28 protein-coding genes are annotated in these 24,885 nt (G+C 57.4%); 9 read left to right on the top strand and 19 right to left on the bottom strand.

Translation table 11 applies throughout. From position 1 onward, the window contains the following. Window positions 1–13 precede the first annotated feature (13 nt). Together azoR and HP459_RS00570 are read left to right on the top strand one after the other, a co-directional pair. The gene (gene azoR / locus HP459_RS00575; protein ID WP_022648050.1) at window positions 14–619 is read left to right on the top strand and encodes an FMN-dependent NADH-azoreductase; all 606 of its coding nucleotides are present in this window, start codon (window positions 14–16) and stop codon (window positions 617–619) included. 89 nt (window positions 620–708) lie between these two features. Then, window positions 709–1,395, top strand: a complete 687-nt coding sequence (locus HP459_RS00570; protein ID WP_023300051.1) for an RluA family pseudouridine synthase — start codon at window positions 709–711, stop codon at window positions 1,393–1,395. Window positions 1,396–1,402: 7 nt separating this feature from the next. Here the strand turns inward: HP459_RS00570 and HP459_RS00565 are convergent, their stop codons facing one another. Then, window positions 1,403–1,942, bottom strand: coding sequence for a DUF2058 domain-containing protein (locus HP459_RS00565; RefSeq protein WP_022648048.1), 540 nt, complete (start codon window positions 1,940–1,942; stop codon window positions 1,403–1,405). Window positions 1,943–2,110: 168 nt separating this feature from the next. Here HP459_RS00565 and HP459_RS00560 point away from each other — a divergent pair, with 168 nt between their 5' ends. Together HP459_RS00560 and HP459_RS00555 are read left to right on the top strand one after the other, a co-directional pair. Continuing rightward, entirely contained in the window at window positions 2,111–3,085 is a 975-nt protein-coding gene (locus HP459_RS00560; protein ID WP_171935808.1) for a DUF1852 domain-containing protein, read from the top strand. Window positions 3,086–3,111: 26 nt separating this feature from the next. Beyond that, window positions 3,112–4,140 carry a methionine synthase gene (locus HP459_RS00555; RefSeq protein WP_063145942.1) on the top strand — a complete coding sequence of 343 codons (1,029 nt, stop codon included), beginning with the start codon at window positions 3,112–3,114 and terminating at the stop codon, window positions 4,138–4,140. Between the two features lie 3 nt (window positions 4,141–4,143). On the opposite strand, the gene HP459_RS00550 is transcribed toward HP459_RS00555, so the two are convergent. Further along, window positions 4,144–5,076, bottom strand: a complete 933-nt coding sequence (locus tag HP459_RS00550; RefSeq protein ID WP_171935807.1) for a LysR family transcriptional regulator — start codon at window positions 5,074–5,076, stop codon at window positions 4,144–4,146. Between the two features lie 98 nt (window positions 5,077–5,174). Between HP459_RS00550 and HP459_RS00545 the strand changes: the two genes are divergently transcribed. Both HP459_RS00545 and HP459_RS00540 read left to right on the top strand, forming a co-directional pair. Beyond that, the gene (locus HP459_RS00545) at window positions 5,175–5,609 is read left to right on the top strand and encodes a DMT family transporter (protein WP_003857304.1); all 435 of its coding nucleotides are present in this window, start codon (window positions 5,175–5,177) and stop codon (window positions 5,607–5,609) included. 4 nt (window positions 5,610–5,613) lie between these two features. Continuing rightward, window positions 5,614–6,072 (top strand): DMT family transporter, encoded by a 459-nt coding sequence (locus HP459_RS00540; RefSeq protein WP_022648044.1) that lies wholly within the window; start codon window positions 5,614–5,616, stop codon window positions 6,070–6,072. On the opposite strand, the gene HP459_RS00535 is transcribed toward HP459_RS00540, so the two are convergent. Genes HP459_RS00535 through HP459_RS00500 form a run of 8 tightly spaced genes read right to left on the bottom strand, consistent with a single transcriptional unit; the run spans window position 6,069 to window position 11,949 of the window. Further along, window positions 6,069–6,602, bottom strand: coding sequence for a DUF3833 domain-containing protein (locus tag HP459_RS00535; RefSeq protein ID WP_023300045.1), 534 nt, complete (start codon window positions 6,600–6,602; stop codon window positions 6,069–6,071). The genes HP459_RS00540 and HP459_RS00535 overlap by 4 nt on opposite strands. Next, window positions 6,599–7,123: a hypothetical protein gene (locus HP459_RS00530; protein ID WP_023306146.1), complete on the bottom strand. Its 525-nt coding sequence runs from the start codon at window positions 7,121–7,123 to the stop codon at window positions 6,599–6,601. Before HP459_RS00530 ends, HP459_RS00535 begins: the two co-directional genes overlap by 4 nt. Beyond that, the gene (locus HP459_RS00525; RefSeq protein ID WP_023300043.1) at window positions 7,120–7,605 is read right to left on the bottom strand and encodes a DUF2878 domain-containing protein; all 486 of its coding nucleotides are present in this window, start codon (window positions 7,603–7,605) and stop codon (window positions 7,120–7,122) included. Before HP459_RS00525 ends, HP459_RS00530 begins: the two co-directional genes overlap by 4 nt. After that, window positions 7,602–8,822 (bottom strand): cyclopropane-fatty-acyl-phospholipid synthase family protein, encoded by a 1,221-nt coding sequence (locus HP459_RS00520; RefSeq protein WP_063147357.1) that lies wholly within the window; start codon window positions 8,820–8,822, stop codon window positions 7,602–7,604. The genes HP459_RS00525 and HP459_RS00520 overlap by 4 nt, the downstream gene beginning before the upstream one ends. Further along, window positions 8,819–9,541 (bottom strand): DUF1365 domain-containing protein, encoded by a 723-nt coding sequence (locus HP459_RS00515; protein ID WP_023306144.1) that lies wholly within the window; start codon window positions 9,539–9,541, stop codon window positions 8,819–8,821. Before HP459_RS00515 ends, HP459_RS00520 begins: the two co-directional genes overlap by 4 nt. A gap of 1 nt (window position 9,542) precedes the next feature. Next, on the bottom strand, window positions 9,543–10,802 hold the full coding sequence (locus HP459_RS00510) for an NAD(P)/FAD-dependent oxidoreductase (protein WP_058646695.1): 1,260 nt from the start codon (window positions 10,800–10,802) through the stop codon (window positions 9,543–9,545). Beyond that, window positions 10,799–11,518 (bottom strand): SDR family NAD(P)-dependent oxidoreductase, encoded by a 720-nt coding sequence (locus HP459_RS00505; protein ID WP_171935806.1) that lies wholly within the window; start codon window positions 11,516–11,518, stop codon window positions 10,799–10,801. The genes HP459_RS00510 and HP459_RS00505 overlap by 4 nt, the downstream gene beginning before the upstream one ends. Beyond that, the gene (locus HP459_RS00500) at window positions 11,515–11,949 is read right to left on the bottom strand and encodes a nuclear transport factor 2 family protein (protein WP_171935805.1); all 435 of its coding nucleotides are present in this window, start codon (window positions 11,947–11,949) and stop codon (window positions 11,515–11,517) included. Before HP459_RS00500 ends, HP459_RS00505 begins: the two co-directional genes overlap by 4 nt. A 258-nt stretch (window positions 11,950–12,207) precedes the next feature. Between HP459_RS00500 and HP459_RS00495 the strand changes: the two genes are divergently transcribed. Together HP459_RS00495 and HP459_RS00490 are read left to right on the top strand one after the other, a co-directional pair. Next, a complete protein-coding gene (locus HP459_RS00495; protein WP_022648035.1) occupies window positions 12,208–12,405 on the top strand; it encodes a hypothetical protein in 198 nt (65 codons plus the stop codon). A 1-nt stretch (window position 12,406) separates the two neighbouring features. Then, the gene (locus HP459_RS00490; protein ID WP_022648034.1) at window positions 12,407–13,159 is read left to right on the top strand and encodes a hypothetical protein; all 753 of its coding nucleotides are present in this window, start codon (window positions 12,407–12,409) and stop codon (window positions 13,157–13,159) included. Between the two features lie 53 nt (window positions 13,160–13,212). On the opposite strand, the gene HP459_RS00485 is transcribed toward HP459_RS00490, so the two are convergent. After that, window positions 13,213–15,189 (bottom strand): alkyl/aryl-sulfatase, encoded by a 1,977-nt coding sequence (locus tag HP459_RS00485; protein WP_022648033.1) that lies wholly within the window; start codon window positions 15,187–15,189, stop codon window positions 13,213–13,215. Window positions 15,190–15,392: 203 nt separating this feature from the next. Between HP459_RS00485 and HP459_RS00480 the strand changes: the two genes are divergently transcribed. After that, on the top strand, window positions 15,393–16,028 hold the full coding sequence (locus HP459_RS00480) for a helix-turn-helix domain-containing protein (RefSeq protein WP_171935804.1): 636 nt from the start codon (window positions 15,393–15,395) through the stop codon (window positions 16,026–16,028). A 38-nt stretch (window positions 16,029–16,066) separates the two neighbouring features. Here HP459_RS00480 and HP459_RS00475 read toward each other — a convergent pair whose 3' ends face one another. The 8 genes from HP459_RS00475 to HP459_RS00440 form a co-directional block, all read right to left on the bottom strand. After that, a complete protein-coding gene (locus HP459_RS00475) occupies window positions 16,067–18,064 on the bottom strand; it encodes a choline BCCT transporter BetT (RefSeq protein WP_023306141.1) in 1,998 nt (665 codons plus the stop codon). A 179-nt stretch (window positions 18,065–18,243) separates the two neighbouring features. Beyond that, complete coding sequence (gene paaY / locus HP459_RS00470; RefSeq protein WP_023300036.1) at window positions 18,244–18,849, bottom strand: phenylacetic acid degradation protein PaaY; 606 nt, start codon at window positions 18,847–18,849, stop codon at window positions 18,244–18,246. A gap of 9 nt (window positions 18,850–18,858) precedes the next feature. Beyond that, on the bottom strand, window positions 18,859–19,794 hold the full coding sequence (paaX, locus tag HP459_RS00465) for a phenylacetic acid degradation operon negative regulatory protein PaaX (RefSeq protein WP_032622213.1): 936 nt from the start codon (window positions 19,792–19,794) through the stop codon (window positions 18,859–18,861). 122 nt (window positions 19,795–19,916) lie between these two features. Next, the gene (gene paaK / locus HP459_RS00460) at window positions 19,917–21,233 is read right to left on the bottom strand and encodes a phenylacetate--CoA ligase PaaK (protein ID WP_023300034.1); all 1,317 of its coding nucleotides are present in this window, start codon (window positions 21,231–21,233) and stop codon (window positions 19,917–19,919) included. A 26-nt stretch (window positions 21,234–21,259) separates the two neighbouring features. After that, window positions 21,260–22,465 carry a 3-oxoadipyl-CoA thiolase gene (gene pcaF, locus HP459_RS00455; protein WP_171935803.1) on the bottom strand — a complete coding sequence of 402 codons (1,206 nt, stop codon included), beginning with the start codon at window positions 22,463–22,465 and terminating at the stop codon, window positions 21,260–21,262. Next, the gene (gene paaI, locus HP459_RS00450; RefSeq protein ID WP_023300032.1) at window positions 22,465–22,887 is read right to left on the bottom strand and encodes a hydroxyphenylacetyl-CoA thioesterase PaaI; all 423 of its coding nucleotides are present in this window, start codon (window positions 22,885–22,887) and stop codon (window positions 22,465–22,467) included. The genes pcaF and paaI overlap by 1 nt, the downstream gene beginning before the upstream one ends. Then, window positions 22,877–24,301: a 3-hydroxyacyl-CoA dehydrogenase PaaH gene (gene paaH, locus HP459_RS00445; RefSeq protein WP_150311817.1), complete on the bottom strand. Its 1,425-nt coding sequence runs from the start codon at window positions 24,299–24,301 to the stop codon at window positions 22,877–22,879. Before paaH ends, paaI begins: the two co-directional genes overlap by 11 nt. 1 nt (window position 24,302) lies before the next feature. Further along, window positions 24,303–24,885, bottom strand: a 583-nt coding sequence (locus tag HP459_RS00440; protein ID WP_171935802.1) for an enoyl-CoA hydratase-related protein, incomplete at its 5' end; no start/stop codon positions are given.

The following is a 24,885-nucleotide window of genomic DNA, read 5'->3' as shown; positions in this document are numbered from 1 at the left end:
ACAGGAAATTCCCATGAGCAAAGTATTAGTGTTGAAATCCAGTATTCTGGCAGGGTATTCACAGTCTGGTCAGCTGGCTGACTATTTCGTTGAACAGTGGCGTGAACAGCACAGCGCGGATGAAATCACCGTGCGTGACCTGGCGGCAAACCCGATTCCTGTGCTGGACGGCGAGCTGGTTGGCGCGCTGCGTCCGAGCGATGCGCCTCTCACCCCACGTCAGCAGGAAGCCCTGGCGCTCTCCGACGAGCTGATTGCTGAGTTGCAGGCCCACGACGTTATCGTGATCAACGCCCCAATGTATAACTTCAACATTCCTACGCAGCTGAAGAACTACTTCGACCTGGTGGCGCGCGCTGGCGTAACCTTCCGTTACACCGAGAACGGCCCGGAAGGTCTGGTGAAAGGTAAACGCGCTATCGTCCTGACCAGCCGCGGCGGTATTCACAAAGATACCCCTACCGATCTGGTCGCACCGTACATGACGCTGTTCCTGGGCTTCATCGGCATTACCGACGTGAACTTCGTGTTCGCTGAAGGTATCGCTTACGGCCCGGAAGTAGCCACCAAAGCGCAGACCGACGCGAAAGCCGCTATCGACAGCCTGGTCGCAGCCTAAATTTTCCCCCTCTCACCGCCCGGTGGGAGGGTTTTTCTTTCCCCCGTATTTCGTTATCATCCGCACCCACTCTCCAGCCCGGCGGCCTGATGTCTGTCATAATCGATACGTTTATTGCACCACCCTGTCACGACGACATTGAGATCCTCTGGCAGGACGAGCATCTGCTGCTGATCAACAAACCCTCAGGTCTGCTCAGCCTGTCCGGGAAAAATCCGCAAAACCGCGATTCCGTCCACCACCGTCTGGTGCAAACCTTTCCCGGCTGCACGCTGGTGCATCGTCTTGATTTTGGCACTTCGGGTCTGATGGTGATTGCACGTAACAAAGCGATTAACGCCGCGCTTTGCCACCAGTTCAGCCAGCGCGCCGTGACCAAGGTTTACACCGCCCTGTTGTGCGGACATGTGGAACAGGACGAAGGGACCGTGGATGCCCCGATTGCCAAAGATCCGGCGCTGTTTCCGCTGATGACGATCTGCGCGCGCACTGGTAAGCCCGCTCGCTCCCGCTATCGGGTGATGGAACGTATTTACCAGGATACGACAATGCCGTTGACGCGGGTTGAGCTTACCCCGGAGACCGGGCGCACCCACCAGCTGCGCATTCACTGCCAGCAGTTAGGCCACCCTATTTTGGGGTGCGATCTGTATGGGGGTCTGGAATGGCCGGGGGCGGAAGAAACGCCCCGGCTGATGCTGCATGCAAGCGTTCTGAGTTTTATTCATCCGCTGAGCGGCGAGACCATGAATGCCCGTCACGCCGCGCCATTCTGAACGAGGTTTACCACATTAAATCGTCAGGGATTTTGAAGTCTGCGTACGGATCGTCTTCGTCCTGCTCTTCCTGACTCAGCGCGCTGTTTAGCACAATGCTGTCCGCATCGCGCTGGGCAATTTTATCCGCCACCACCGCCGGGATAATCGCGTAATCACAGTCGCCATTCGCGTTAATCACCAGTCGGGCAATCGCCAGGCGACCGTTGATCAGCTGGGTTTGCGTCTGCTTATCGACGTCGATTTTTTTGATCAGGCTGCCATCGGTAAAGTTAAAGGTAATGTTGCCCTTCGCCACGGTGATGCGGTTCATCTCAATCAGCTGCTTCACCTGCGCCCTGAACTCTTTTGCCAGCACCGCCTGTTTTTGCTGTTCGCTCAGCTGCTTATCACGCTCCAGCTGGGCTTTCTTGTTCTCTTCAACAGCCTCTCTCGCCTCGCGAGCCTGGACGCGGGATTTTTTCGCCGTGCGCTGAACCTTCGCCATCTTTTTACTGCTGACTAAGCCCGCTTTCAGCATCTGCTCTTGTAGGGTGAGTTTTGTCATGATCGTTTAAACCGGTTGGAAATGTCGGGGGATTATACCTGAATCGCGCAGTTCATGAAGAACCCTCATGACGCAGTGAAATTAAGTCACTTCCCCTGCGCCAGTGGCTCAGGCATAAATTATGCATTGATAACGTTTAGGCAACATGAACTTAGGATGCATAACCAAATGAGTCAGGCTTTCACATTTACCCTTAAGCGCAGTTGCTTTGATGAAAATTATAACCCGTCAGAAAACACGCGTACCACCACCAACTTCGCCAACCTAGCGCGTGGCGAGAAGCGTCAGCAGAACCTGCGCAATACGCTGATGATGATCAACAACCGCTTTAACGCGCTGGCGAGCTGGGATAACCCGAAAGCCGACCGCTATGCCGTCGAGCTGGAGATTATTTCAGTCGATATGAATATCGGCGGCGATTTTACTTTCCCGGCCATCGAAATTCTGCAAACGACGATTGTGGATAAAAAGACCCACGAGCGCATCGAAGGCATCGTCGGGAATAACTTCTCATCCTATGTTCGTGACTATGATTTCAGCGTCCTGCTGCTGGAACATAATAAAGATCAGCCCCGTTTTACCCTCCCCGAGAATTTTGGCGAGCTGCACGGCAATATCTTTAAAAGCTTCATTCATTCTGCGGAATATCAGGCGAACTTTAAAAAAGCGCCGGTGATCTGCCTGAGCGTCTCCAGCAAAGACACCTATCGTCGTACCGGTAACCACCACCCAGTGCTGGGGTATGAGTACCAGCCGGACGGCGAGTCGCTAACGGAACAGTACTTCGCGAAGATGGGCCTCAAGGTTCGCTATTTCATGCCGGAAAACAGCGTCGCGCCATTTGCCTTCTTCTTCACCGGCGATTTACTGCGTGATTACACCAATCTGGAACTGATCGGCACCATCAGCACCATGGAGACGTTCCAGAAGATCTATCGACCAGAAATTTACAATGCCAATTCCGCTGCGGGACAGTGCTATCAGCCCGACCTGAATCAGCAGGATCACTCATTAACAAAAATCGTCTATGACCGTGAAGAGCGCAGCCGGCTGGCCATTGAACAGGGTAAATATACCGAAGAGCGGTTCATCAAACCCTATAAAACCCTTCTTGAGCAGTGGTCTCATCACTTCACGCTTTAATTTAATACGAATAAAAGGTTCTTCTTATGAAAACATTGCTCCCGACATCGACGGCTGGCAGCCTGCCGAAACCCACCTGGCTTGCGCAGCCGGAAACGCTCTGGTCGCCGTGGAAACTCCAGGACGAGGAATTACTGGCAGGGAAACAGGATGCGCTGCGTTTGTCTCTGGATGAACAGATTCGCGCCGGGATTGATATCGTCAGCGACGGGGAACAAACCCGCCAGCATTTCGTCACCACCTTTATTGAACATCTCAGCGGCGTGGATTTTGAAAATCGTCAGACGGTGCGCATCCGTAACCGTTACGATGCCAGCGTGCCGACCGTGGTAGACGCGGTGGCGCGCCAGAAACCGGTGTTTGTAGACGACGCGAAATACCTTCGCCAGCTGACGGACAAGCCGATCAAGTGGGCGCTGCCTGGCCCGATGACCATGATCGACACGCTATACGATGCTCACTATAAAAGCCGCGAAAAGCTGGCCTGGGAGTTCGCAAAAATTCTTAATCAGGAAGCCCGCGAGCTGGAGGCGGCCGGCGTTGACATTATTCAGTTCGACGAACCTGCTTTTAACGTCTTTTTCGACGAAGTGAATGACTGGGGCATCGCCGCGCTGGAGCGCGCCATTGAAGGGCTGAAATGCGAAACCGCAGTACATATCTGCTACGGGTACGGCATCAAAGCCAATACGGACTGGAAAAAAACGCTCGGCTCCGAGTGGCGCCAGTATGAAGAGGCGTTTCCTAAGTTGCAGACCTCAAAGATCGATATCATCTCGCTGGAGTGCCACAACTCGCGCGTGCCGATGGATCTACTGGAGCTGATCCGCGGTAAAAAAGTGATGGTCGGGGCAATTGATGTTGCCACCCAGATCATCGAAACGCCGGAAGAGGTTGCCGATACGCTACGCAAGGCGTTGCAGTTTGTGGATGCAGCCAAGCTCTATCCGTCCACCAACTGCGGCATGGCTCCCCTTTCCCGCCAGGTCGCCAACGGTAAGCTGAAGGCATTAAGCGCCGGGGCTGACATTATCCGTCGCGAGCTTGCCCGCTAACCTTCAGGTTTGCCAGTACAGCGGCGTACCGAACCGCTCAATATAGTAGTCAATCACCGCCCTGACGTTCAGGGGCGGATGACGCGCGTTCGGGTAAATCGCCGCAATCGTCAGTGGCTCCGTATTAATAGAACACTCCATTTCCGGCAGCAGTGCCACCAGCTCACCGCTTTTGAGCCGTTCGCTCACCATCCAGTCCGGGAATAGCACAACGCCCATGCCGCCCAGCGCCGCAATCAGGAGCGTTTCCGCGTTATTGGAAGTCATCAGCGGTACGATGGGATAGTGAACCCACGCCTCGCCCGGCTGCCGGATTAGCCAGCGGTTAGGCCCGGACGAACCGCGGTAAACCAGACAGTGGTGACGGCTGAGATCGTCCGGCCCCTCGGGTGCGCCATGTTTTTGCAGATAGTCCGGCGAGGCCGCCAGATGGTAGAACTGCTGACCGAACACCCGGGCGTGAAACGAGGAGTCCGTCAGCGCGCCGATGCGGAAGATAACGTCCGCGGCGTCGCGGTGCGGATCGATAAAATCGTCGGTGAGGGTCAGTTCAATGGAGAGACGAGGATAACGCGTCAGAAGCCCCGGCAGGCCCGGCGCGATGTGCCGTTGTCCGAAAAAGACCGGGCCATTGATACGCAGCGTGCCCGACGGCTCGCGGGCGCGTTCATCCAGCTCGCGTCGCGCATCCTCCAGATTTCCGGCCATCGCCCGGGCATAGCGCACAAAAAGATGCCCGCTCTCTGTGGGCATAATCGCCCGCGTGTTGCGGTAGAAAAGCTGTTGCCCGAGGGCGTCCTCAAGCTGGTGGATCATGCGGGAAACCTGCGACGCAGAAATCCCTTCCCGCCTCGCCACCACGGAAAAATTCTGCGTTTCATAAACGTCGATGAAGATCAGCAGCGCGCGAATGCTGATATGTCCGGCATCCATCATTAATGCATTTCCTGCACAGGTGTTTCCTGCATTATGGCATTTTTCTCAATGATGTTCAGACGTAATCTTCTCCGCCTGGAAAAAGGAGAAAAAGCGTTATGCACATTATTTTAATTTTACTGGTGATTGCCGGCGGCATGGGGCTGTCCGTGGAAGCCGGGCTGCTGGGGCCGCTGGGCGCGGAGGTGGGCGACCTGTGGGCGGCGTTCAGCATATTTAGCGTGGGAACCGGGCTGACGTTTCTGCTGATGCTGTTTTTCAGCCCCCGCAACAGTCCCTCATTTTTTGCGCAGCCGTCATGGCACCTGCTGGGCGGCGTGCTCGGCCCGGTCTACGTCATCATTCTCACCATTGCCACGCCAGCGATCGGTATTGCTATGACGATGATCGGCATTCTGGCAGGCCAGGTCTTTAAAAGCCTGATTATTGACCACTATGGCCTGCTGGGTACGCCGCACCGCAGGATCGATACAAAACGCATTATTGCGCTGGGATTTATCATCGCCGCGCTCATTCTCGTGGCGCAGGGGTAACGTTATGACAGTGATTATGATTATTCTGGCGGTGATTGGCGGCGCGACACTGAGCATTCAGGCTGCCATTAACGGGCAATTAGGCAGCAGCGTGGGGGTATTCAAAAGCGCGTTTCTGACCTTTTCCGTCGGCGCGCTGGTAACCGCCCTGCTCATTTTCTTTTTTGAGCCGAAACAGGCGGTCAGCCTGATGGATGTGCCCAAGTGGCAGCTTCTGGGCGCCCTGTGCGGCGTGCCCTATATAGTGATTATGGTGCTCGCGGTGCAGCGTATCGGCACCGCCGTTGCCACGGTAGCGGTGATCCTGGGTCAGCTGGCCATGAGCATGCTGATTGATAACTTTGGCTGGCTGAACAATGAAGCCATTCCGTTTTCAGCGAGCCGTTTCGGGGCCGTGGTCTGCCTGAGTATCGCGCTCTTCTTCATCTACTCAAGCAGTAAACCTCAGCCCGAAGAGGATTAACCGCCCTCTTTGCGGGTAAAGAACAGCGTCACCGTGGCGACGGTGACGCCAAATTTCTTCATCTCGGTTTTATTGAATAGGCGGGTGCTGTCCTGCAAATACATCCAGTCATCAAAGTGCAGCAGCCAGGTTTTACCGTCCGCCTTCACGTTCATGCTGTAGCGCCAGTTAAGGGCATTGCCCGAAACCTGACCTGTCGCGACACCTTCTATGTCACCCGCCGTGCCTTCGTAACGATCGTGGCCAATGCGGCGGATATGCCAGACGCGCTTTTGCTTCTCGCCGTCGTCATAGACAAAATGCTCGTTCAGCGTCAGCGTATCGCCGATGACATCTCCGGCGATCTCGACGTGAAAACGGCGGATCTGCTTACCGCTGCGGTCCTGCACCATCCCCCACGCCTCGGTTTTGCCCTGGAAGTAGTGGAAAATATCAAGCCTTGGCTGCTGCTGACGATACTCGGTCACTTCTGTGCTGCACCCGGCCACCAGCATTGTCAGTGTAAGCGCCATTAACAGGAATCGTTTCATTGTGGTCCTCCGATTAACTGCTGACGCAGTTCAGGATACTCGGTGCGGGGATCGAGCCAGATCGCCAGAAAGCGCGAGCTAAACGCTGCCGACTGGCGCGGCCCGAGGGGCGTAAATTTTTTCTGCGACGCCGTGGGGCGATACCAGAATTGCCCCTGACCGTTATTAACCACAAACGCGAGCTGCGTGCCGGGCGTGACGTCGGGCCAGAGCGCTTTTAGCATCCGCAGCCAGGCTTCACTCTGCGGCTCCTGCTGCAAAATGCCCTGCGCCTGCCACTGGTCGCGGGTCGCCTCGACCAGGTCGTCGCCATCGATATCCCGGGCATAGGTGATAATCAGCGCGTTATCGCTGTTTGTTCCTGTATATCTGCCGTCGGGCGTCAGCAGCTGAGAGGTATAAACGGTAAACAGCCCCCAGGTGAGGGTGGCATCGCCTACCTTGCGCCAGCTCAGCCAGTCAGTCGCCTGCGCGTTACAGGCCATAACGGTTAGCGCGAGCGCGAGTAACAGATGTCTCATTGTTGTCTCCCCATCAGCAGGTGGAAAAACAGCATCAGCACCAGCCAGCCCGGGATCATCCAGCTGACGACGATAAAAGTCGGCTCCAGGAACGTGATGGCCCCCAAACGCTCGCCAAACAGGTAGGCCAGCGGCCCGCCCAGGGTCGCCAGCGCCGTCAGCAGCCAGCCCGGCAAGGTGGTCGTGCGGGTCAGTTGCGTCCAGACGGTGGCAAACATCAGCCACAGCGCCACCATCCATAGCGGCATCAGAGACGTGCCAGTGAATGAAATCAACCCCGTCAGCGCCCAGAGGGCGTCCAGCATCGCGCCCGACGCCGCCAGCACAAGGGCGTATACCCGGTGTGATGGCGGTAACAACAGCCAGGCAATCAGCGCCAGCGCGATCCAGATGACCAGCCCCTGCTCGCGAAACAGCACCACCAGCGTCCAGTAGAGATCAAACCCGATGGCCAGCAGAAAGACCTGCCCGTAGCGCTTCATACGCGTTCCGCAGTCAGTTGCACCACGCTGATGGTGCGGGCGTTAAACCCGGCTTCACAGTAGCCGAGGTAGTACAGCCACATCCTACGGAAACGGTCATCAAATCCGAGCTTTTCAATCTCCTGCCAGGCGTGAACGAAGCGCTGACGCCAGTGCGCCAGCGTGCGGGCGTAGTCCGGCCCCATATCGAAGAGGTTACGCACGACAAAATCGGTATGGCGGGTCATCAGTTCATTCATGGCGGTGATGCTGGGCAAAAAGCCGCCGGGGAAGATGTAGCGCTGAATAAAATCGACGCTTTTGCTGTAGTCGCGATAGCGCTGATCCTGAATGGTGATGGCCTGAATCGCCATCCGCCCGCCCGGACGCAGACGCGCCTGGCAGGTGCGGAAAAACGTTGGCAGGTAGCGTTGGCCGACGGCTTCAATCATCTCAACCGACACCAGCTTATCGTACACTCCGGTCAGATCGCGGTAGTCACAGAGCAGCACCTCAACGCGATCCTGCAACCCTGCCCGGGCGATCCGCGCGGTGGCCCAGTGGTACTGCTCCTGAGACAGCGTGGTGGTGGTCACCCGGCAGCCGTAATGACGGGCGACATATTCCGCCATCGCCCCCCAGCCGGTGCCAATCTCCAGCAGATGATCGTTTGCCGTGAGCGCCAGCTGGTCGCATAGCCTCGCCATTTTCGCCTGCTGAGCCGCCGCGAGATCCTGCTCTTCCCCGGTAAACAGCGCGCTGGAGTAAAGGAGTTGTTCATCAAGGAAATGGGCGTAAAAGGCGTTGCCCAAATCGTAATGGGCGGCAATATTTTCCCGTGCCTGCGCGCGGGAGTTGCGCCGCATCCAGTGCCGTAGCCGCTCTACCGGTTTCCCGAGCAGGCGAAACCCTTTTTCCAGTTGCCCGAGGATCTGGCTATTGCGCGCTATCAGCTCCAGCAGCGGCGTCAGGTGGGCCGTCTCCCAGTCGCCATCTATCCACGCTTGTGCCGCGGCGAGGCTGCCCCCGGTTAGAATGCGCCAGTAGACGCCCGGAGCGAGTACCTGCACCTCAGCGTGAAGCGCGGCGGAGGCGTCGCCGAACTGGAATGTCTGCGCGCCTTCACGCAGCGTCAGCGAGCCGCCGCGCAGCCCGTTCAGCAGGCGAAAAAGCAGCCATCGCGCGACGCGGACGTTGCGCGGGATATCGGGTTCAAGCGCAAAGACGGGATCGGTCATGAGCGTTCACTCCTGCTTAGGGGATGGTTATGCAGCGGCACGCGCTTCAGCCACAGCCTGAGCGCCTGCCAGTAAATGGCGAAAACGGTTTTGAGGGTCATCAACGGGATCCGCGCCAGCAGCGACCGCAGCGCTGCGCGCGTCAGCGGCTCCCGGCGCAGCGTCAGAGTGGCATCAAACACCTTCGTCTCCTGATGGTTTTCGATATGCATGCGCAGCGTGCTGGCCGGACTGTTGAAGCGCCAGTGGTAGACCATGTCCATCGGATTAAAGGGCGAGACGTGAAACGCTTTTTCCGTCGGCGGGGCGTCCCGCCCCGCTACCGCGTAGTAGTGTCGTTCATTCCACGGCGTGTTGCGGACTTCGGCGAGAACCCAGCGCAGGGTGTCTTCCCCGTCATAGCAGTAGTAAAAATTGACTGGGTTAAAATGAAAGCCGAAATAACGCAGTTGGGTTAGAAGCATGACCCGCCCCGCCGGGCGTTCGCCGGTCAGATTTTCCAGACGCTCAAGGACGCACTCTTTGAGCGGGGTGCCCAGCGGGTAGTCCGCATCATAAAATGCCGCGGGCGCAACGCGGTTACGGCGCACACCGACGGAGGGCAGCGCGTCCAGCTCATCGAGATCGAGCCAGGCCATAAAGACGCTGTAGGTAAAGTGGTGCGCTTTTGGCGAAAGACGGCGATGGCGCAATGTGCCGTGGTAAAGGCAGCTGTTCATCTCAGTTGCCCTCCCCGGCCGCGATAGCGTTTACCACATCCAGCGCACTGCGTACCCCATCTTCGTGGAAGCCGTTGTACCAGTACGCGCCGCAGAACCAGCTCCGCTGGCGACCGTTTATTTCGCCACGCCGGGCCTGGGCTTGCCAGCTTTGCGGGTTAAAAAGCGGATGCTCATAGACAAAGCGGCGCAGCACATAGCGTTCTTCCACCGGCGTTTCCGGGTTGAGGGTGACGCAAAACAGCGGGCTACCCGGCGGCAGTCCCTGCAAGATATTCATGTTGTAGGTGACGCAGGCGCTGGCCCGATCCTGCTCGCTGAGGCGGTAGTTCCAGCTCGCCCACGCGCGCTTGCGCACCGGCAGCCAGCGCGGATCGCTGTGAAGCACCACCTCGTTACGCTGCCAGCCGATATCACCCAGCACCTCACGTTCAGCCTGCGTTGGGCTGGCGAGCATCGCCAGCGCCTGAGCGGAGTGGCAGGCGAAGATCACCTGATCAAAGTTGTCTGTTACGCCCTCACGCGTTATATCAACCCCGCGATCGTGGCGAATAACCTGCTGCACCGGCGCATTGAGGTGCAGCGTCAGGCGATTGCCAAGCTTGTCCATCATCGCGCGGATGTACTCCCGGGAGCCGCCCGGCACCACGTACCACTGCGGACGATGGGTAATGTCCAGCAGACCGTGGTTTTCAAAAAAGCGTAAAAAGAGCGGCAGCGGGAAGCGTTTCATCTCCTGTAGCGAGGATGACCAGATAGCCGCCCCCATTGGCAGAATGTAGTGACGGGCAAAAAAAGGCGTGAAGCGGTGCTGGTGCAGGAACGTCTCCAGCGTGGCGGACTCGCTGACGTCACCCCGGAGCGTCTGTTTCGCCAGCCGGTTAAAGCGCACGATCTCCTTCAGCAGCGTCCAGAAGGCAGGGTTTAACAGATTACGACGCTGGGCGAACAGCGACGTCAGCGTGTGGCCGTTGTACTCCAGCCCGCTCTGCGGGTTATGTACCGAAAAACTCATCTGCGTTTTTTGCCCGCTGATGCCCAGTTCGCTCAGCAGCCCCATGAAGCGCGGATAGGTGCGGTCGTTGTAGACAATAAAACCGGTGTCGATGGCAAAGTTGCCCTGCGGCGTGTCGACATCCACCGTTGCAGTATGCCCGCCCGGCGTAGCCTGCGCTTCAAACAGCGTGACCTGATGATGTCCGGCGAGCCGCCAGGCACAGGTTAACCCGGCGATACCGCTGCCGATAATCGCGATCTTCATGGTCGCACCATCCTGCGCAGCAGTGCGCGCTGAAGTATATCGGGCAGACCGGAGAGCAGGCGCAGCGCCAGGCTAAACCCGGCGGGAAACGCGATATGATCCTTCCCTTTTGCCAGACCGCGACGAATGGCATGGACGGCGTCCTCCACGCTGACCCGGCCCGGCATCGGGAAATCATTTTTTCGGGTCAGCGGCGTGTCGACAAAACCAGGTGAAACGACCGTGACGGCGATCCCTTTCGGCTCCCAGTCGAGGCGCAGCGTGTCGGCAAACCAGGTTAACGCCGCTTTAGAGGCGCCATAGGCTTCGGCTCGCGGGAAGTGAAGCCAGTGCGCCATCGAACTGATCAGCACCACGCGGTTGCCGGATATCAGCTGCGGCTGCAACGCCGCAAGGCAGTTTACCGGCCCCATGAAATTGGTGGTCATGACCCGCGCCACCAACGCGGCATCCACCTCGCCGCGATCGAGATACTCGCAGGTTCCGGCGCAAAGAATCACCGTGTCGGCAGCACAGTCCGCCAGCGCCTGGCGACAGGCGTCCCTGTCTGTCATATCGAACAGGCGCACCGTAATGTTGGGGCTGTGCTGATGCACGGCTGCCAGACGTTGCGCATCGCGCCCGCAGGCAATCACCCGGTAGCCATCGTCGGCAAAAGATTTCGCCAGCCCGGCCCCGATGCCCGAGCTTGCGCCGGTGATCAGAACCGTTTTCATGATTTCACTCTCCCCTTCACGCCGCGTACGGCCCAGCCGAGCACCGGAAGATGTTCGTAAATCATCTCTCCGGCATCGTAGTAATCCCGCTGGCGAACAATGCGATCGTCGCGCATGTCTACCACAGAGCAGCCCGGCAGCTGGCGCATTGCCCCCCGGGCAATACGCGGGTGCGACCAGTGCATCATCCAGGTAACAACAAAGCGATCGCCCTGCTGCAAGGGAGCATCGACGGTAAAGCGGCACCGCTGGACGTTAGCCAGCAGGTGAGTGAAATAGCGCTGAATCGCGAACAACCCGCTGTGTTCGCCAAAGGGATCGATAAGCGTGGCATCGGCGCGATAAATCTTTGCCAGCGCCGAAGGTGGCTGGGTATCCAGCGTGGCGTAATAATCAACGAATCGACTGATGACGGACGGCAACGTGCTCATGGGTCACATCCTGGCTGTAAACAACGTAGCGAAATCGCATAATTAAAACTTGCACAATTAGCGTTATTTGTCCAAGTTTGTGCAGATATATTTTTTATACCTCTTTTAATTCAGTATTTTAAAAACTTTCCCTGAGGTGCCAATTTGAGTCAAAAGCAGATTCTCACCGCCGTGCCGTTATTTTTTAGGGATAACCTTAAGGCAAAGGTGCCATTTATCTTCCAGACTTATCCTTTTAATTCATAAGGATGTCACGCGATGAAAAATTTACTGATGGCGCTCTTTTCCAGCCCGGAATCCTTGTTGCAGGTTATGAGTCACCAGGAAATTATCGAAGCCGTAGAGGATGGCGACCGCATCATCATCGATCAGGATGGAAACGCCTCGGTTAACTACAAAAGTAACGAGGTTCGGCAGGACTTTCTGCGCCATGTCAACGCGCTGAAGAGGGCCTGAAATGGGAACGGCAATATTCATGGTATTGATGGTATGCGGCTACTGGTACACCAGCCGCGATCTCTCAACCCGGTTCAAAATTAAGCGTTCATTCGGCTGGGATGTCTATTTCCTTGTGGCGCTGTATGGCTGCATTTTCGTTTTACAGGGCGTGATCGCCACCGGCCTGCTCTGGCTGCTGTTGTTCGCCCTCTCCGCCGCCGACAACACGTTCCATTTCACGTCCGCAAAATACGCCGACTGGCAAATTGATTTTATGAACTGGAGCTTTTTAGGGATTCAGGCTCCGGTCGTGGTGATGCTGGCCTTTGCGATCCTGTTTTGTCTCTATCGTTCTAACTGGGCCGGCAGCGCGCGGCTGGACGGCGAAGGCCGGAAAAAGCTCTACAAGCGGCTGGCGCAATCGAGCGGGATTGAACAACTGCTCTATCAGTGCATGGAGGAAGGTGAACTTGCGCACGTCACGCTGAAGTCGCGGCGGATTTATATTGGCATGATCCATACCGCCACGCTGGAGTATGAAAAAACCGCCAATATCGTGCTTATCCCGATGCTGAGCGGCTACCGCGACGGGGAGAACATGCAGCTGTGTATTGAGCACAACTACAGCAAATGGTACGCCGAGCATGAGGTTACGCTCGACTCAGAGCCAAAAAGCGCTATGGATTTCCGTAAGGTGATCATGCTTGATCAGATCGAGAGTATTTCACTGTTCGATCCGGCAAGTGCCAGCGCGCTGGCGATGCGTGAATAAAAAAATGGCGCCTTATTTCTAAGGCGCCAGGATTATGTGGACGAAACCTGAACTTATGGCGTTACGATATTGAACCAGAAGTCAAATTTGTCCATGTAGCTCAGCATCTCTTCCAGCTTCGCCCCGTTTCCACTCACCTTCACGTCACCTTTATCCATCGCCTGCTTCAGCGTCTCTTTCTTAAGGATGATGTTGTTCAGCGTGGTGCGGTCAAGCGCGATAGTTGCGTCGGCATCCTTCGCCTGCGCGTTGGCGGTATGGTTCAGCACGCCGTTTTCCAGCTCCAGCTTGTATTTTCCGCCATCCTTACCGAGATCGACATTGAAGACCGCCTTCGCGTTACCGGCCCGCACCCCGTTGATGTGCACACCCAGGTAGTCGAAGAACATTTCCGGGGTCATCGCTCGCACGGTATCCGGGCTGGCGGTGTTCGGCGTCGGCAGCTTCTTCACGCCATTACGCAGTTCTTGCGCGCCGGTCAGGTAGAAGTTACGCCAGGTGCCCGCTTCCGCCTGGTAACCTAACTGCTCAAGCGCGTCGGCTTCCAGATTACGGGCAGCCTGGTTGTTAGGATCGGCAAAGACCACTTTGCTGACCACCTGAGCAACCCAACGGTAATTACCCTGCTGATAATCCGCTTTGGCTTTCTGCATGATGGCATCAGCGCCGCCCATGTACTGCACGAACTTCTTCGCAGCCTGTTCAGGCGGCAGCTCGTCGAGGGTTGCCGGGTTGCCGTCGAACCAGCCGAGATAAAACACGTAAGTGGCTTTGACGTCGTGGCTAACGGAGCCGTAGTAACCGCGGCTTGCCCACTGTTTCTCGAGCGATTCCGGCAGCTTAAATTCTGCGGCGATCTCATCGCGAGTCAGGCCTTTGTTGGCCATACGCAGGGTCTGGTCGTTGATGTAGCGGTACATATCGCGCTGGCCTTTCATCAGCTTGACGATATTCTCGTTACCCCAGGTCGGCCAGTGGTGCTGCGCAATAATCACTTCCGCGTCCGCGCCCCAGCGCTCAATGGCGGCGTTAATGTACTTAGACCAGGCCAGCGGGTCGCGGATTTTCGCGCCGCGCAAGGAGTAGGTGTTGTGCAGAGTATGCGTCACGTCCTCTGCGGCCTCGATCATTTTCTTCTCTTTGACGTACCACAGCATCTCCGACGGAGCTTCTGAACCCGGCGCCATCATAAAGTCGTAGGTCAAACCGTCGATCACTTCTTCCTGACCGGTATGGGTAATGTAGTCGGTCGGCGGGATGAGGGTGACAGTACCCGCAGAGGTGGTGGTGCCAAGGCCTGCACCCACCTGGCCTTTTGCATCCGGCTTCAGCAGGTTGCCGTACATATAGCTCGCACGGCGGCTCATCGCGTTTCCGGCCATAATGTTTTCGGAAACCGCCTCTTTCATAAAGCCATCCGGCGCGTAGATTTTCACTTTGCCAGACTTGACGTCAGCTTCGTCAACCACGCCGCGCAGGCCGCCATAGTGGTCAACGTGGCTGTGGGTGATCACCACAGCCACGACCGGTTTCTTGCCGCGGTTTGCATAGTAGAGATCCAGCGCTTCTTTCGCCGGTTCAGCGCTTAACAGCGGGTCGATAACGGTAATGCCCTTCTCGCCCTCAATGATGGTCATGTTGGAGAGATCGAGATTACGGATCTGATACACGCCGTCGGTGACCTTAAACAGCCCGCCAATGTTGATCAACTGTGACTGACGCCACAGACTCGGGTTTACCGTATCCGGGGCTTTTTCACCCTCTTTGACGAAATCATATTTCGCCGGGTTCCAGATAACGTTCCCCTGCTCGCCTTTGATCATGTTTTGCGGCAGCGGGGCGATAAAGCCTTTATGGGCATTTTCAAAGTCGGTTTTATCGGCAAACGGTAATTTGTTATACAGGGCGTTATTAGCCTGCTGGGTTGTAGGAGTGGCATCCTGCGGCTGTACTTCCGCAAACGCGGAAAGCGACAGCGACGTCAACACACCGGCCAGCGCCAGATGTTTAGCGATTATCGTTAATTTCATTAAATGGCCTCATAGATTAATTGCGCCGCCAGCGATATTTAATTGTGGCGGATAATTTTAATGCGAACTCATTGAGGACCATTCTAACCAGAATACCTTCCCTTCATAGTCCCATATGGGACTGGTTATTTATCGATTCGTAATCCGTGGGCTATTGCTGCTATACTCGCTACCATAGCAGACGTTGCGGGGAGAGGCTTAGCGTGAATTTTCAGGATATCCATACCTATTATCAGCAACTCAATATTGGGCAATTTTTTCCGCAAATGCTTTGTGAAGGCGAGGTCTTAACCGTTGCCGCAAATAAAAAACTCACCGTTGAACCTGGCTATATTTATTTCTGTACTGAAGGGTCGCTGACGATATTAATGCCTGATGATGGGCTGAATATTGGCAATACTATTGAGTATATGCCGATCGGGTTAATGGAAAGGTATTGTCCACTGGCGAAGTATGAATATCGCAGCAGTGCCAGGGTGAAACTGGTGAAAATATCCTGGGCCGACTTCGACCAGATATTTTTCCAGGGTGGGCCTGAGCGCATGCAGGCGCTGGCCACCATACTGACCTACATGTCGATATTCACCATCGACCTGCATAACGAACGCAGGCAGGTCACCAGCTACCAGACCATTAAACCCATGCTCTATCGCTATCTTTATCGGCAGGAAACCCACACGGGCGAGAATGAGGGTCTGGCGCTGTTTATCATCAAGCGCACTAACCTGTCGCGAACGCATGTCTTTCGCGTGCTGGCGGATCTTAAAGCCGGGGGCTATATCACCATGAAGCGCGGAAAGCTGGTGTCGATAGACCGTCCGCTGCCGGAGGCGTATTAAATTACGCCCCTGAAGCGAATGCTTCAGGGGCTGGCTGATTAACGCACCAGGTGCAGGAAGTGCAGATGTTTTTCATACTGGTCCAGAATATCGTTAATTAACTGCTCCTGGTTCCAGCCCATCACATCGTAATTTTGCCCACCTTCCTTGAGGTAGATTTCTGCCCGATAGTACCGGTGCTGTTCTGCCTGATTCTCATCATTCTCCATGGCCGCTAGCGCGAAGGTCGGCGAGTTATAGCCACGCAGCCTGACTTCATAAATGAAATTCAGCTCATTGCCTAAATCCACCTCAAGGCGAATACGATCGTCCGACGCGTCGCTGATATGGCTCTGCGTTCCCTGCTTATTCAGTTCATCCTGCACCAGCACCATGGCCGGTTTGATCACCTCTTCCATAAAGCGTTTCACCAGGGAGCGTTTAGGTAAGTAGGCGATGTTACGCAGTCTGCGCTGCCACGGAATGGGGTTACGGGCCGCTGTCGGCGCGATCGTGGCCATACTCAGGCTCTCGCGTTTGGTCAAATCGCGTCGGAGCGCCTTCAGCAACCCATAGATTGAGACCAGCAGGATCATCGAGAACGGTAGCGCGCTGGCGATAGTCACGGTTTGCAGCGCACTCAGTCCGCCCGCGAGCAGCAGCGCGATAGCGACTACGCCCATCAGCGCGGCCCAGAAGATGCGCTGCCAGACGGGTGTATTGGCCTCGCCGCCGGACGCGAGGGTATCCACCACCATCGCCCCGGAGTCGGCTGAGGTCACAAAGAAGACGATGACCATCGCCATGGCAATAAATGACAGCACGGAAGAGAACGGGAAATGCTCAAGGAAATTAAACAGCGCCAGCGCCACGTCCTGCTGGACGGTATTCGCCAGATCGGACGCTCCCTTGTTCATGATGAGGTAAATGGCGCTATTGCCGAACACCGTCATCCACATCAGGGTAAAGCCCGCCGGGACAAACAGCACGCCGGTCACGAACTCGCGGATGGTTCTGCCGCGGGACACACGGGCAATGAACATCCCGACAAACGGCGACCAGGACAGCCACCAGCCCCAGTACAGCAGCGTCCAGCCTCCCAGCCAGTTGCTGGATTTCGGTTCATAAGCGTACAGGTTAAACGTCTTGCTCACCAGCTCGGACAGGTATCCGCCGGTATTTTCCACAAAGGATTTCAGCAGGAGTACGGTTGGCCCCAGGCACAACACCAGCACCAGCAGCAGTACCGCCAGCCCCAGATTGAGCTCTGATAAAATGCGAATGCCTTTGTCCAGACCGGACACCACGGAAATGGTCGCCAGCCCGGTAATCAGGACGATAAGGATCACCTGCACGGTATCGTTGATGGGTACGCCAAAAAGGTGGTTCAGCCCGGCATTGACCTGTAAAACGCCGTAGCCTAACGAGGTCGCCACGCCAAATACGGTGCCGATTACCGCGAAGATATCCACCGCATGACCTATCGGGCCGTAAATACGGTCCCCGATAATCGGATAAAGCGCCGAACGAAGCGTCAAAGGCAGGCCGTGGCGGTAGCTGAAGAACGCCAGAATCAACGCAACGATGGCGTAGATAGCCCAGGCGTGCAGCCCCCAGTGGAAGAATGTCAGCCGCATGGCCTCTTTGGCCGCAGCGACCGTTTCAGGTGTCCCCACCGGCGGGGAAAGGTAGTGCATGACCGGCTCCGCCACACCGAAGAACATCAGGCCGATCCCCATCCCCGCCGAGAACAGCATGGCGAACCACGAGTGGTAGCTGAAATCAGGCTGGGAGTGGTCGGGCCCGAGTTTAATATCGCCGTAGCGGGACAAGCCGAGGAACGTCACGCTCATTAAAATCAGCGCGACGGCAAGAATGTAAAACCAGCTGGCGTTGGTGAATATTTGCTGTTGCAGTAGCTTAAAGTTTTTATCGGCAACGTCAGGGAAAATCGCGGCAAAGGCGACAAGAAGGAAAATTAACAAAGCAGATGTGTAAAATACCGCTTTGTTAATCTGGCTTTTGGACTGCTTTGGGATAGTGTCGTTTTCACTCATATAGTGTCTTCCATAAACGCATTGACCGCTCTGAATGAGAGGCGTGATCTGCGTCAGGGTAACAAAATCCCTTTATGAATGCAGGTCTGAAACGTTCAATTATACACTATCCCCAAAGGGTATTTGTTGCGCGTTAACGCATCCTCATGCCATTGCATTATTTCGCAGGCAAGAAATGGTTAATTATCCCGGCCAGCCGACTTGGGCCGTAAGTTCTCATCGAATACCAGCCGTTTGCGGCCGGGCTCTTCTTCCCGCAGCGGCTCTACCTGATGCAGCGTTTGCTTACAGCGATCCACCAGCACCTGATACTCCCGCGTGCCCTGCTTTTTCCACTCTATTTCCTGCGCGCTTAGCTCACGAATCGCTTTCGCCGGACTGCCAAGAATTAAGTGATTCGCAGGCATTTCCGCTTTGGCCTTCACAAACGCCGCCGCCCCGACGATGCTGTTTTCGCCGATCGTCGCTCCGTCCATCACCACCGCATTCATCCCCACCAGCGCATTACGACGGATAATGCAGCCATGCAGGATCGCGCTGTGGCCGATATGCCCGTCCTCTTCCACCACCGTGTCCTGCTCCGGAAAACCGTGCATCACACAGTTATCCTGAATGTTCGCGCCGTCTTTCACCACGATCCGGCCAAAATCACCGCGCAGGCTGGCGTTGGGGCCTACGTAAACACCTTTGCCGAGGATCACGTCGCCAATCAGCACCGCGGTCGGGTGAACATAGCTCTCTTCAGGCACGACCGGCGTCAGACCATCAATTTGATAAACAGGCATACCCTCTCCTTATGTGATATTCAGACCACCAAAACGCTGGTGATAAAGCGTGCCGGGCGCGGGCAGCTCGCCGACGGAGGTTTCCCCCTTCTCACTGACAAACGCCAGGGCTCCCGCTGCCACGCGCTGGTAGATGTTAATGCACAGCTGTCGCGCGCTCTGTCCCGCCCAGTGCGCCGGGAGTAACTCCTCCGGCAACAGCGGATCTTTCAGCACCACGCGACGATAAAAATGAATGAGTAACAGCTGGATCTGGAAGCAGCGTTCCGGGGTTAAATCCTCGGGCGACGCCTCTTTCAGCAGCGGCAGCAGCGGACGGAACGAGTTGATAAACGTTTCGTACATCGCGTTTTGTTCGGTCAGCTGCCAGCACTCTTCCACGCGGGATCGTAACGCCGCGCGTGACAAAGCCAGCGGCGAATGAGCTTCAAAGAAAATGACGTTTTCCGCCACGCCCGCGTCATGCAACAGAGACTGCACGTCCGCGAGGTTCTGCGACGGCGAGGCCATCAGGCTCGGCGCCAGCGTGCCGAACCCTTGCCAGATGAGCTGTTTTTTCACGTCCGCGAGCGTGGTTTTATCCAGCCCCTCGGAAAGCAGTAGCAGCCATTTACCATCCCATGCCGGCAGTTCTGCACGGTAGATTTTATTTTCCGCGCGTCGGGTCAAACGCAGCCCCTTGTCGCTGAGACGGTAAAAGCTGCGGCGGCCAATGCGGGACACGTCCAGCCAGCCCTCTTTGTTGAGGCGAAACAGCGCGGTGCGCACAAAGCGCTCCCCGAATCCCATCCCTTCCAGCAGGGCCGCCAGACTGCCGAGCCAGATCTCTCCGCCGCGATGGGAAAGCGCGTCGCCATACAGCGAGGAGATAAGCGACGTTCCGCTGACGGGAACAGAGCTGACTGCGTGCTGGATAAAGGCATCAAGTTTATTCATGTGATTCATTCTGTTGTTATTTTTTTCCTGGATGAATCATAGCATAGGAATATGGGGTTTCCCCCTCACCCTAACCCTTTCCCTCAAGGGAGAGGGGGCCGTCGATGCAGACATTATTTTGTGTAGATCCCTCATCCGTTAGCCGCAACCTTACGCAAATCAAACACCCGGCAGGCTTTACCCTCGGATCGCGGTATGCTGCCGCAGTTAACGATCATCACATCGGTTGAAATCCCCACCATCGATTTAATCCGATGACGCAGCTGATGGCAGACCTGACAACGCTGTTCATGCGTCAGCGTTAAGCTACTCTGTTTCAGCTCGACCTTCACCGAAAGTGAATCAAGATGCCCGCGGCGGTTCACCTCCAGCTGATAGTGCGGCGAAAGATGTTCGAACTTGACGATCTCCTCTTCAAGCTGTGACGGGAAGACGTTAACGCCGCGAATGATGAGCATGTCGTCGCTACGCCCGCTGATGCGATCCATCCGGCGCATGGTGCGTGCGGTACCCGGCAGCAGGCGCGTCAGGTCGCGGGTGCGGTAGCGGATCACCGGCAGCGCCTCTTTGGTCAGCGTGGTGAACAGCAGTTCGCCCTGCTCGCCGTCGGCCAGCGGCGAGCCGTCATTCGGGTTGACGATCTCCGGGTAGAAGTGATCTTCCCAGATGGTCGGGCCGTCAGCGGTTTCAAGACACTCCATCGCCACGCCCGGCCCCATCACCTCGGAGAGACCATAGATATCCAGCGCGGTAATGCCCAGCCGTTTCTCGATTTCGCGGCGCATCGCCTGCGTCCACGGCTCGGCGCCAAACACGCCGACGCGCAGGGAACAGGCGCTGGCATCACCGCCCATCTGACGCTCCAGCTCTTCGATCAGGTTCAGGCAGTAAGAGGGCGTCACCATGATCATATCCGGCTGGAAATCGCGGATCAGCTGCGCCTGCTTCTCCGTCTGGCCGCCGGACATCGGGATCACCGTCGCCCCCAGACGCTCTGCACCGTAGTGCGCCCCCAGCCCGCCGGTGAAGAGCCCGTAACCGTAGGCGACGTGAATTTTATCCTTCGCGCTGCCCCCGGCGGCGCGCAGGGAACGGGCGACGATATTGGCCCAGTTGTCGATATCATTCTGGGTATACCCCACCACGGTCGGCTTTCCGGTGGTGCCCGACGAGGCGTGAATACGCACCACCTGCTCCATCGGCACCGCAAAGGTATCGAACGGGTAGTTGTCGCGCAGATCCTGCTTGGTGGTGCACGGGAATTTTTGCAGGTCCGCCAGCTCGTTGAAATCGTCAGGGTGAACGCCCGCGGCATCAAACTTGCGTTTGTACATCGGAACGTTGTTGTAGGCGTGGTTCAGCGTCCACTTCAGGCGCGCGGTCTGCAACGCCTGCAATTCATCAATGGACGCGGTTTCGATCGGATCAAGCTTTGTTGTATTTATCATCGCAGGGTACTCACATTATTGTTCGCTCAAACACGCTCAAGGATCATGGCAATGCCCTGACCCACACCGATGCACATCGTACACAGCGCGTAGCGCCCGCCGCGTCGGTGCAATTCATTGCTCGCGGCCAGCGCCAGTCTGGCACCGCTCATTCCCAGCGGATGACCTAGCGCGATCGCTCCGCCGTTCGGGTTGACATGCTCCGCGTCATCCGGCAAGCCCAGCTGACGCAGCACCCCCAGCGCCTGTGCGGCGAAGGCTTCGTTAAGCTCAATGACGTCCATATCGGTGATACTGAGTCCGGCACGTTCCAGCACCTTACGGGTGGCGGGAACCGGGCCTAATCCCATCAGACGCGGCTCGACGCCCGCGGTCGCCATGGCCACAATGCGGGTGCGCGGGGTTAACCCCTGGGCAAGCGCCATCGGCTCGCTGGCGATAATCAGCGCCGCCGCCCCGTCGTTGACGCCAGAGGCGTTCCCCGCCGTCACCACACCGTTCTTGCGAAACGGGGCTTTCAGCGCGGCAAGCTGTTCAAGGGTGGTTTCGGCGCGCGGATGCTCGTCTACGCTCACTTCCGTTACCGCGCCTTTTTTCCCCGTTACCTGTACCGGGATTATCTCCTGCGCCAGAACGCCATTCTGCTGCGCCAGCGCGGTGCGCTGCTGGCTGCGCAAGGCAAATGCGTCCTGATCGGCACGGCTTATATTTAACAATTCCGCTACATTCTCTGCCGTTTCCGGCATGCTGTCAGTTCCGTATTGCTGATGCATGAGCGGATTCACAAATCGCCAGCCGATGGTGGTATCGAAGATCTCCGCCTGACGCTGAAACGCCGCGGTGGCTTTACCCATCACGAACGGCGCACGGGACATGGATTCGACGCCACCGGCGATCAGCAGATCGCCATCCCCGGCCTTAATGGCGCGCGCCGCAAAGCCAAGGGCATCCAGACCGGAGCCGCACAGGCGGTTAATGGTGGTACCGGAAACGGTCTGCGGCAGCCCGGCCAGCAGCGACGACATGCGCGCCACGTTGCGGTTATCCTCTCCGGCCTGATTTGCGCAGCCGAAGATCACGTCATCTATGCGCTCCAGATCGAGCTGCGGGTAACGCGCCAGCAGCGCACGCAGCGGAACGGCCCCTAAGTCATCGGCACGCAGGCTGGATAATCCTCCACCGTAGCGACCGACCGGGGTACGCACACCCTCACAAATAAATGCGTTACGCATCAGGCTTCTCCTGTCACACTGCCGCCGGTGCGGTGGGATTTCCCGCGAAAAAGAGCGACGGTTTTCTGTTGTTGATTCTGAATTTCGATGTCGTAGACGCCGGTCAGTTTGCCCTGATGCTTCACCCGCGCGGTAGCGGTCAGCTTATCGCCAGCAAAGCCCGGACGCAGAAAATCGATGGCGCAGCCTGAGGCCACCGCCGCCAGCCCCTGACTGTTGCAGGCGTAGGCAAAGGCGGTATCGGCCAGCGAGAATAGCTGTCCGCCGTGGCAGGTTTTATGCCCATTAAGCATCTGCGGGGTGATGGTCATGGTCACCACCGCGTAGCCCTCGCCCATCTCGATAATGTCCATCCCCATCGCCTGCGCGCAGGCGTCCCGTTCGTACATCGCGCGGGCGTTATGCCAGGCGTTATGACTCATAACTACTCTCCAGAAGCGCACGCTGGCGCAGCAGTGAACAGGGGCGATAACGTTCCTCGCCGTAGTGACGTTGCAGGTTCTCCAGCAGCGTTAACAGACGCTGCCAGCCAAGGCGCTCGCCCCAGGCGATGGGGCCGCAGGGATAGTTGACCCCTAAGCGCATGGCGGTATCGATGTCTTGCTCACTGGCGACCCCTTTTTGCAGGGCATCCAGCGCTTCGTTGGCAATCATCGCCACCGTGCGCCAGATCAGCAGGCCGGGGTAATCCGCAATCTGGACCACACGTTTCTCCTGGTGCTGCAACCAGTAAATGGCTTTCTGCGTGGCGGCGTGCGGGTTGCCGGGCGCGGCGGCTATAACGGCCACATCCCGCTCGATGCGGTCGACCACCACCACCGGACAGCCGTGGCGCAGCGCCAGCGACTGCGCGGTTTCACCCTGCGTTTCGATCAGCAACATATCGTCAATTTCCGTGACACCGTCACTTCTTCGCTGTGCGCGCATCGGGCTGAAGCTGTGGCTGACCGGGGCGAGCCAGCTGACGGCGGGTTTGTCCTCCTGCCAGCGGTAAACGCCCTGCCCGCTTTTCTTACCCAGACGCCCCGCCAGCACCAGCTCCTGCTGCACCAGCGACGGCAAAAAACGACGCTCCTGCCAGAAGGCGTTAAATACGGAGCAGGTCACGGCAAAGTTGACGTCCTGACCAATCATGTCCGTCAGCTCAAGCGGCCCCATCGGGAACCCCCCGCCGTCTCGCACGGCGGCGTCGATCACCTCGGGCGCTGCCACCTGCTCTTCCAGCGCGCGCCAGGCTTCCGAGTAGAAAGGACGCGCTACGCGGTTGACGATAAACCCCGGTGTGGACTGGCAGCGTACCGGCTGCTTTCCCCAGCTCAGCGCCAGCTCGCACAGCGCATCGGCCACTTCGGGTGAGGTCGCCAGCCCGCTGACCACCTCCACCAGCTTCATCACCGGGGCAGGATTGAAGAAGTGCAGCCCGGCGACGCGTTCAGGGTGGTTTATCTCCGCCGCAATCGCGGTAACGGAAATAGACGAGGTATTGCTGGCGAGTAGCGTCTGCGGCGGGCAAACCTCTGCCAGCTGGGTAAACAGCGCCTTTTTCACTTCAAGCCGCTCGGAGGCCGCCTCGATCACCAGATCGGCTTTCGCCAGAGCACTGATATTCGTCACCGGCGTCAGGCGGGCGAGGATCTGTTCCCCGGCGTCGGCAGAGAGTTTTCCGCGCGCAACGCGAGAGGACAGCCGCTGGCGAATGCCGTCGACGGCGCGGGAAATCGCCGCAGCGTCAATGTCGTACACCAGAACCGGATGACCGTGGCTGGCTGCCACTTCGGCAATCCCGGCGCCCATTGTGCCGCTGCCAATGACGGCGACCGTATGGATATTCACCATCTTATTTCCCCGTAAAGTTCGGCGCGCGTTTTGCCAGGAACGCGCTGACGCCTTCCCGGTAGTCGTCGCTGCGTCCAGCCAGACGTTGATAGTCGCGCTCCAGATCAAGCTGGGCGTCGAGGGTGTTGGTTTCGGCGGCGTTGATCGCCTGCTTGATCAAGCCCAGGCCAAAGGTCGGCTGCGAGGCAAAATGCAGCGCCATCTGCTGTGCGGTGGCGGAGAGCTGCTCGTCGTCCACCACCTGCCAGATCATTCCCCAGGCCTGTGCCTGCTCGGCGCTGAGCTTGTCGCCCAGCAATGCTAGCCCCATGGCGCGGGCGCGTCCGGTCACGCGCGGCAGCAGCCAGGTTCCGCCGCAGTCCGGTACCAGCCCGAGCTTGCTGAAGGCCATCACAAAGCTGGCTGAACGGGCCGCAATCACCATGTCACAGCCGAGGGCCAGCGTGGCACCTGCCCCCGCCGCCACGCCGTTAACCGCGCAAATCACCGGCTTCGGCAGTTTTGCCAGGCGGCGCACCAGCGGGTTGTAAAAAGTCTCAACGGACATGCCCAGATCCGGCGCGGGGCCGGTCGGGTCCACGTTA

It is taken from the genome of Enterobacter sp. CM29 (assembly GCF_013179605.1).
Classification (GTDB): domain Bacteria; phylum Pseudomonadota; class Gammaproteobacteria; order Enterobacterales; family Enterobacteriaceae; genus Enterobacter; species Enterobacter intestinihominis.
Note: the sequence above shows the minus strand (reverse complement) of the source record. Positions and strands in the feature narration are given on the sequence as shown.

Coding starts and splice junctions, on each gene's coding strand:
- HP459_RS00565 (WP_022648048.1), bottom strand. CDS start 1,942: ATGACAAAACTCACCCTACAAGAGCAGATGCTGAAAGCGGGCTTAGTC.
- paaX (WP_032622213.1), bottom strand. CDS start 19,794: ATGAATCACATGAATAAACTTGATGCCTTTATCCAGCACGCAGTCAGC.
- HP459_RS00495 (WP_022648035.1), top strand. CDS start 12,208: ATGAAAAATTTACTGATGGCGCTCTTTTCCAGCCCGGAATCCTTGTTG.
- HP459_RS00525 (WP_023300043.1), bottom strand. CDS start 7,605: ATGAAGCGCTACGGGCAGGTCTTTCTGCTGGCCATCGGGTTTGATCTC.
- paaI (WP_023300032.1), bottom strand. CDS start 22,887: ATGAGTCATAACGCCTGGCATAACGCCCGCGCGATGTACGAACGGGAC.
- HP459_RS00545 (WP_003857304.1), top strand. CDS start 5,175: ATGCACATTATTTTAATTTTACTGGTGATTGCCGGCGGCATGGGGCTG.
- HP459_RS00490 (WP_022648034.1), top strand. CDS start 12,407: ATGGGAACGGCAATATTCATGGTATTGATGGTATGCGGCTACTGGTAC.
- paaH (WP_150311817.1), bottom strand. CDS start 24,301: ATGGTGAATATCCATACGGTCGCCGTCATTGGCAGCGGCACAATGGGC.
- HP459_RS00550 (WP_171935807.1), bottom strand. CDS start 5,076: ATGATGGATGCCGGACATATCAGCATTCGCGCGCTGCTGATCTTCATC.
- HP459_RS00570 (WP_023300051.1), top strand. CDS start 709: ATGTCTGTCATAATCGATACGTTTATTGCACCACCCTGTCACGACGAC.
- azoR (WP_022648050.1), top strand. CDS start 14: ATGAGCAAAGTATTAGTGTTGAAATCCAGTATTCTGGCAGGGTATTCA.
- HP459_RS00530 (WP_023306146.1), bottom strand. CDS start 7,123: ATGAGACATCTGTTACTCGCGCTCGCGCTAACCGTTATGGCCTGTAAC.
- HP459_RS00560 (WP_171935808.1), top strand. CDS start 2,111: ATGAGTCAGGCTTTCACATTTACCCTTAAGCGCAGTTGCTTTGATGAA.
- paaK (WP_023300034.1), bottom strand. CDS start 21,233: ATGATAAATACAACAAAGCTTGATCCGATCGAAACCGCGTCCATTGAT.
- HP459_RS00485 (WP_022648033.1), bottom strand. CDS start 15,189: ATGAAATTAACGATAATCGCTAAACATCTGGCGCTGGCCGGTGTGTTG.
- HP459_RS00535 (WP_023300045.1), bottom strand. CDS start 6,602: ATGAAACGATTCCTGTTAATGGCGCTTACACTGACAATGCTGGTGGCC.
- paaY (WP_023300036.1), bottom strand. CDS start 18,849: ATGCCTGTTTATCAAATTGATGGTCTGACGCCGGTCGTGCCTGAAGAG.
- HP459_RS00555 (WP_063145942.1), top strand. CDS start 3,112: ATGAAAACATTGCTCCCGACATCGACGGCTGGCAGCCTGCCGAAACCC.
- HP459_RS00520 (WP_063147357.1), bottom strand. CDS start 8,822: ATGACCGATCCCGTCTTTGCGCTTGAACCCGATATCCCGCGCAACGTC.
- HP459_RS00505 (WP_171935806.1), bottom strand. CDS start 11,518: ATGAAAACGGTTCTGATCACCGGCGCAAGCTCGGGCATCGGGGCCGGG.
- HP459_RS00510 (WP_058646695.1), bottom strand. CDS start 10,802: ATGAAGATCGCGATTATCGGCAGCGGTATCGCCGGGTTAACCTGTGCC.
- HP459_RS00515 (WP_023306144.1), bottom strand. CDS start 9,541: ATGAACAGCTGCCTTTACCACGGCACATTGCGCCATCGCCGTCTTTCG.
- HP459_RS00540 (WP_022648044.1), top strand. CDS start 5,614: ATGACAGTGATTATGATTATTCTGGCGGTGATTGGCGGCGCGACACTG.
- pcaF (WP_171935803.1), bottom strand. CDS start 22,465: ATGCGTAACGCATTTATTTGTGAGGGTGTGCGTACCCCGGTCGGTCGC.
- HP459_RS00475 (WP_023306141.1), bottom strand. CDS start 18,064: ATGAGTGAAAACGACACTATCCCAAAGCAGTCCAAAAGCCAGATTAAC.
- HP459_RS00500 (WP_171935805.1), bottom strand. CDS start 11,949: ATGAGCACGTTGCCGTCCGTCATCAGTCGATTCGTTGATTATTACGCC.